Origin of the sequence: Nesterenkonia halophila (assembly GCF_009467795.1) — a bacterium.
Taxonomy (GTDB): domain Bacteria; phylum Actinomycetota; class Actinomycetes; order Actinomycetales; family Micrococcaceae; genus Nesterenkonia; species Nesterenkonia halobia.
Genome location: NZ_WIAX01000022.1, coordinates 1 through 5,815, shown reverse-complemented (window position 1 = coordinate 5,815; position 5,815 = coordinate 1). Strand labels below are relative to the sequence as shown.

2 rRNA genes are annotated in these 5,815 nt (G+C 55.9%); both read right to left on the bottom strand.

Going from position 1 to position 5,815, the window contains the following annotated elements:
* Positions 1 to 126: 126 nt before the first annotated feature.
* A 23S ribosomal RNA gene (locus GCL72_RS09605) occupies positions 127 to 3,237 on the bottom strand.
* Between the two features lie 465 nt (positions 3,238 to 3,702).
* Positions 3,703 to 5,233, bottom strand: a 16S ribosomal RNA gene (locus GCL72_RS09600).
* The 16S and 23S rRNA genes sit together here, the layout of an rRNA operon.
* Positions 5,234 to 5,815 lie beyond the last annotated feature (582 nt).

Below are 5,815 nucleotides of genomic sequence, written 5' to 3'. Positions count from 1 at the left end.
CTCTATACCATTATCCAACACACCACCCACACCCCACGAACAGTGAGGAACGGGGTTTGTTGAAAGACAACCGCCTAGTGGACGCGAGCACCACACAACACACCACCCACACCAGAAAGTGTGGGGTGGGATAAGTGATCGGCTTATTAGTACCGGTCAGCTTCACAAGTCTTCAGTCCTTGCTTCCACATCCGGCCTATCAACCCAGTGGTCTAGCTGGGAGCCTTCACACCTTGATGGTGACGGAGATCTCATCTCGAAGCCGGCTTCCCGCTTAGATGCTTTCAGCGGTTATCCATCCCGAACGTAGCTAATCAGCGGTGCACTTGGCAGTACAACTGACACACCAGAGGTTCGTCCGTCCCGGTCCTCTCGTACTAAGGACAGACCTTCTCAAATCTCCAACGCGCGCAGCGGATAGGGACCGAACTGTCTCACGACGTTCTAAACCCAGCTCGCGTGCCTCTTTAATGGGCGAACAGCCCAACCCTTGGGACCAACTCCAGCCCCAGGATGAGACGAGCCGACATCGAGGTGCCAAACCATCCCGTCGATATGAACTCTTGGGGAGGATCAGCCTGTTATCCCCGAGGTACCTTTTATCCGTTGAGCGACGGCCCTTCCACACGGTGCCGCCGGATCACTAGTCCCAACTTTCGTTCCTGCTCGACCTGCCAGTCTCACAGTCAAGCTCCCTTGTGCACTTACACTCAACACCTGATTGCCAACCAGGCTGAGGGAACCTTTGGGCGCCTCCGTTACTCTTTGGGAGGCAACCGCCCCAGTTAAACTACCCACCAGGCACTGTCCCTGGACCCGATCAGGGCCCGAAGTTAGATGCCTAAAAACACCAGAGTGGTATTTCAACGACGACTCCACGATCACTAGCGTGACCGCATCACAGTCTCCCACCTATCCTACACAAGTGATTTCAAACACCAATACCAAGCTATAGTAAAGGTCTCGGGGTCTTTCCGTCCTGCTGCGCGTAACGAGCATCTTTACTCGTAGTGCAATTTCGCCGAGTTCACGGTTGAGACAGCGGGGGTCTCGTTGCTCCATTCGTGCAGGTCGGAACTTACCCGACAAGGAATTTCGCTACCTTAGGATGGTTATAGTTACCACCGCCGTTTACCGGGGCTTAAATTCTGAGCTTCGCCACACAAGGTGACTAACTCGTCCTCTTAACCTTCCGGCACCGGGCAGGAGTCAGTCCGTATACATCGTCTTACGACTTCGCACGGACCTGTGTTTTTAGTAAACAGTCGGACCCCCCTGGTCTCTGCGGCCCCGAACAGCTCCCCGTCGCAAGGACGGATCACCACCGAGGCCCCCCTTCTCCCGAAGTTACGGGGGCATTTTGCCGAGTTCCTTAACCGTGATTCTCTCGAACGCCTTGGTATTCTCTACCTGACCACCTGTGTCGGTTTCGGGTACGGGCGGCTCGGACCTCGCGTCGATGCTTTTCTCGGCAGCATAGGATCACCGGATCTCCCACCAACGTGGGAGCCCATCAAATCTCACCAACACACAGCCCGGATTTACCTGGACTGAAGGCTACATTCTTAGACCCAGACAACCATCGCTGAGCCCGGCTACCTTCCTGCGTCACACCTGTTAATACGCTTGGCTCCCCAGTTCAGGTCCCGCGCTCCCCACACACGTGGCAGCAAAGCTGCCATCCAGCATGGTTCGGGCGGTTAGTATCACCAGTTCACCATGGGCGGTCCTTCGCCGGTACGGGAATATCAACCCGTTGTCCATCGACTACGCCTGTCGGCCTCGCCTTAGGTCCCGACTAACCCAGGGCAGATTAGCTTGACCCTGGAACCCTTGGTCATTCGGCGGAGCAGTTTCTCACTGCTCTTTCGCTACTCATGCCTGCATTCTCACTCGAACACACTCCACGACACGCTTCCGCGGCCGCTTCACAGCAGTGTCCGACGCTCCCCTACCCAACCAGCCCCAAAGGACTGATTGCCACAGTTTCGGCGGTGTGCTTGAGCCCCGCTACATTGTCGGCGCGGAATCACTTGACCAGTGAGCTATTACGCACTCTTTCAAGGGTGGCTGCTTCTAAGCCAACCTCCTGGTTGTCTCAGCAACTCCACATCCTTTTCCACTTAGCACACGCTTAGGGGCCTTAACCGGTGGTCTGGGCTGTTTCCCTCTCGACCATGAAGCTTATCCCCCACAGTCTCACTGCTGCGCTCTCACTTACCGGTATTCGGAGTTTAGTTGACGTCAGTAACCTTGTAGGGCCCATCAGCCATCCAGTAGCTCTACCTCCGGCAAGAAACACACAACGCTGCACCTAAATGCATTTCGGGGAGAACCAGCTATCACAGAGTTTGATTGGCCTTTCACCCCTACCCACAGCTCATCCCCCCAGTTTTCAACCTAGGTGGGTTCGGTCCTCCACACGCTCTTACACGCGCTTCAACCTGGCCATGGGTAGATCACTCCGCTTCGGGTCTAGACCCAGCGACTCATACGCCCTATTCAGACTCGCTTTCGCTACGGCTTCCCCACACGGGTTAACCTCGCCACTGAGCACTAACTCGCAGGCTCATTCTTCAAAAGGCACGCCATCACCAGCCACAAGGACCAGCTTTGACGGATTGTAGGCACATGGTTTCAGGTACTATTTCACTCCCCTCCCGGGGTACTTTTCACCATTCCCTCACGGTACTGTTCCACTATCGGTCAGCAGGTAGTATTCAGGCTTACCAGGTGGTCCTGGCTGATTCACACAAGATTCCACGAGCCTCGTGCTACTCGGGATACACACACAAGCCGGCGGAACGCATTACAACTACGGGACTCCCACCCTCTCCGGTCACGCACTCATCACGTGTTCGTCTATACGCCCGCACCTCAACTCCCAGGACTGATAGATCCTGGACGGCATGTCCCACAACACCGCGCACGCAACCCCTACCAGGTATCACACGCACACGGTTTAGCCCCATCCGCTTTCGCTCGCCACTACTCACGGAATCACTATTGTTTTCTCTTCCTGTCGGTACTGAGATGTTTCACTTCCCGACGTTCCCTCCAACCGGCCTATACATTCAGCCGGCGGTCACACACCATAACAGCATGCGGGGTTTCCCCATTCGGAAATCCTGGTATCAACGCTCGGTTATCAGCTCCACCAGGCTTATCGCAGATTCCCACGTCCTTCATCGGCTCCTGCTGCCAAGGCATCCACCATGCGCCCTTCAACACTTACCCCAAAAAGGGCATGTTGTTCATAAAACCAAGGACAACACCAACCACCACCCACACAAGGGCGATGATCGTGATGCACATTGACCACGCTCCCACCAGCAACCGACCCAGAAGCAGGCCGACCACTGACAAGAGCAAGATGCTCGCGTCCACTATGCAGTTCCCAAACAACAACCCCCACCACCATCACCACACACAACCCCACAACAAAGGAGGTCGACCGTGCGGCTACCTGCAGCAGGCGGCACAATCACCAGAACAACACCTGTTGCTCCAGGACCCAATAGTGTACCAAGCACCAGCAGCACACACCAGAACCAGACCCTTCCAACCCCACAAGGAGGCGTACTCGACCCAGAACCAATGCCACCACCGGTGACTGCATGCTGATATTCCACCCATGAGCAAACCCAGCGTCGAACACTCGCCGACGCACTGGGCGGACCCGACTCGGGTCCAGCTCCTTAGAAAGGAGGTGATCCAGCCGCACCTTCCGGTACGGCTACCTTGTTACGACTTAGTCCCAATCGCCGGTCCCACCTTCGACCACTCCCTCCCACAAGGGGTTGGGCCGTGAGCTTCGGGTGTTACCGACTTTCGTGACTTGACGGGCGGTGTGTACAAGGCCCGGGAACGTATTCACCGCAGCATTGCTGATCTGCGATTACTAGCGACTCCAACTTCACGAAGTCGAGTTGCAGACTTCGATCCGAACTGAGACCGGCTTTTAGGGATTAGCTCCACCTCACAGTATCGCAACCCACTGTACCGGCCATTGTAGCATGCGTGAAGCCCAAGACATAAGGGGCATGATGATTTGACGTCATCCCCACCTTCCTCCGAGTTGACCCCGGCAGTCTCCCATGAGTCCCCACCACTACGTGCTGGCAACATAGGACAAGGGTTGCGCTCGTTGCGGGACTTAACCCAACATCTCACGACACGAGCTGACGACAACCATGCACCACCTGTGAACCAGCCCCGAAGGGAAACTACATCTCTGCAGCGATCCGGTCCATGTCAAGCCTTGGTAAGGTTCTTCGCGTTGCATCGAATTAATCCGCATGCTCCGCCGCTTGTGCGGGCCCCCGTCAATTCCTTTGAGTTTTAGCCTTGCGGCCGTACTCCCCAGGCGGGGCACTTAATGCGTTAGCTACGGCGCGGAAAACGTGGAATGTTCCCCACACCTAGTGCCCAACGTTTACGGCATGGACTACCAGGGTATCTAATCCTGTTCGCTCCCCATGCTTTCGCTCCTCAGCGTCAGTAACAGCCCAGAGACCTGCCTTCGCCATCGGTGTTCTTCCTGATATCTGCGCATTTCACCGCTACACCAGGAATTCCAGTCTCCCCTACTGCACTCTAGTCTACCCGTACCCACTGCACACCCGGAGTTAAGCCCCGGGCTTTCACAGCAGACGCGGCAAACCGCCTGCGAGCCCTTTACGCCCAATAATTCCGGATAACGCTCGCGCCCTACGTATTACCGCGGCTGCTGGCACGTAGTTAGCCGGCGCTTCTTCTGCAGGTACCGTCACAAAAAGCTTCTTCCCTGCTGAAAGCGGTTTACAACCCGAAGGCCGTCATCCCGCACGCGGCGTCGCTGCATCAGGCTTGCGCCCATTGTGCAATATTCCCCACTGCTGCCTCCCGTAGGAGTCTGGGCCGTGTCTCAGTCCCAGTGTGGCCGGTCACCCTCTCAGGCCGGCTACCCGTCATCGCCTTGGTGAGCCATTACCTCACCAACAAACTGATAGGCCGCGAGTCCATCCAAGACCGATAAAATCTTTCCACCAGCACCCCATGCGAGGACTGGTCATATCCGGTATTAGACCCAGTTTCCCAGGCTTATCCCAGAGTCAAGGGCAGGTTACTCACGTGATACTCACCCGTTCGCCACTAATCCGCCAGGTGCAAGCACCCAGCATCATCGTTCGACTTGCATGTGTTAAGCACGCCGCCAGCGTTCATCCTGAGCCAGGATCAAACTCTCCATCAAAAACATGAAAGAGATCACCGCACAACCACCAGACCCTGCCGGAAAAACAAGACCCAGTAACCATGCGCATGACGTGATCCAAAGCTGCTCACAACACTCACCACGGGGGTGGCAAGCGCTGCAACAACCAAATAAATATTTGGTATCAACATACTTGGCACACTATTGAGTTCTCAAACAACAGATGCTCACGGCACCACCAGAAAGCCAAACCCTGAAACGCTTCGTCCCAGTAAACTTTCCGGATCGCTCCGAAGCAACTTTACTATCTTAGATCATCCGTTCTCACCATGTCAACTCCGCCTCAGCGAAGCCGAGAACCCGGTGAAAACCGCGAAGACCGTCAGCAAGCAACTTCTCCATCTTACCAGACGATCACCATCCCCGCAAAACCAGTGCCAACCAGCCCGCAACGAACAACGCCGCCGCAACCACTGATCAACACCCCGTTCACCCCGGGGACACGATCAATAATAGTATCAGATTCTCAGAAGCAACAACAACGACCATCCAGTCGCCATGCCCGGCCCAGCACCCCAGAGCGACCCTTCCGGCGTCTGCCCTGTGCCCTGAGCACGGGAT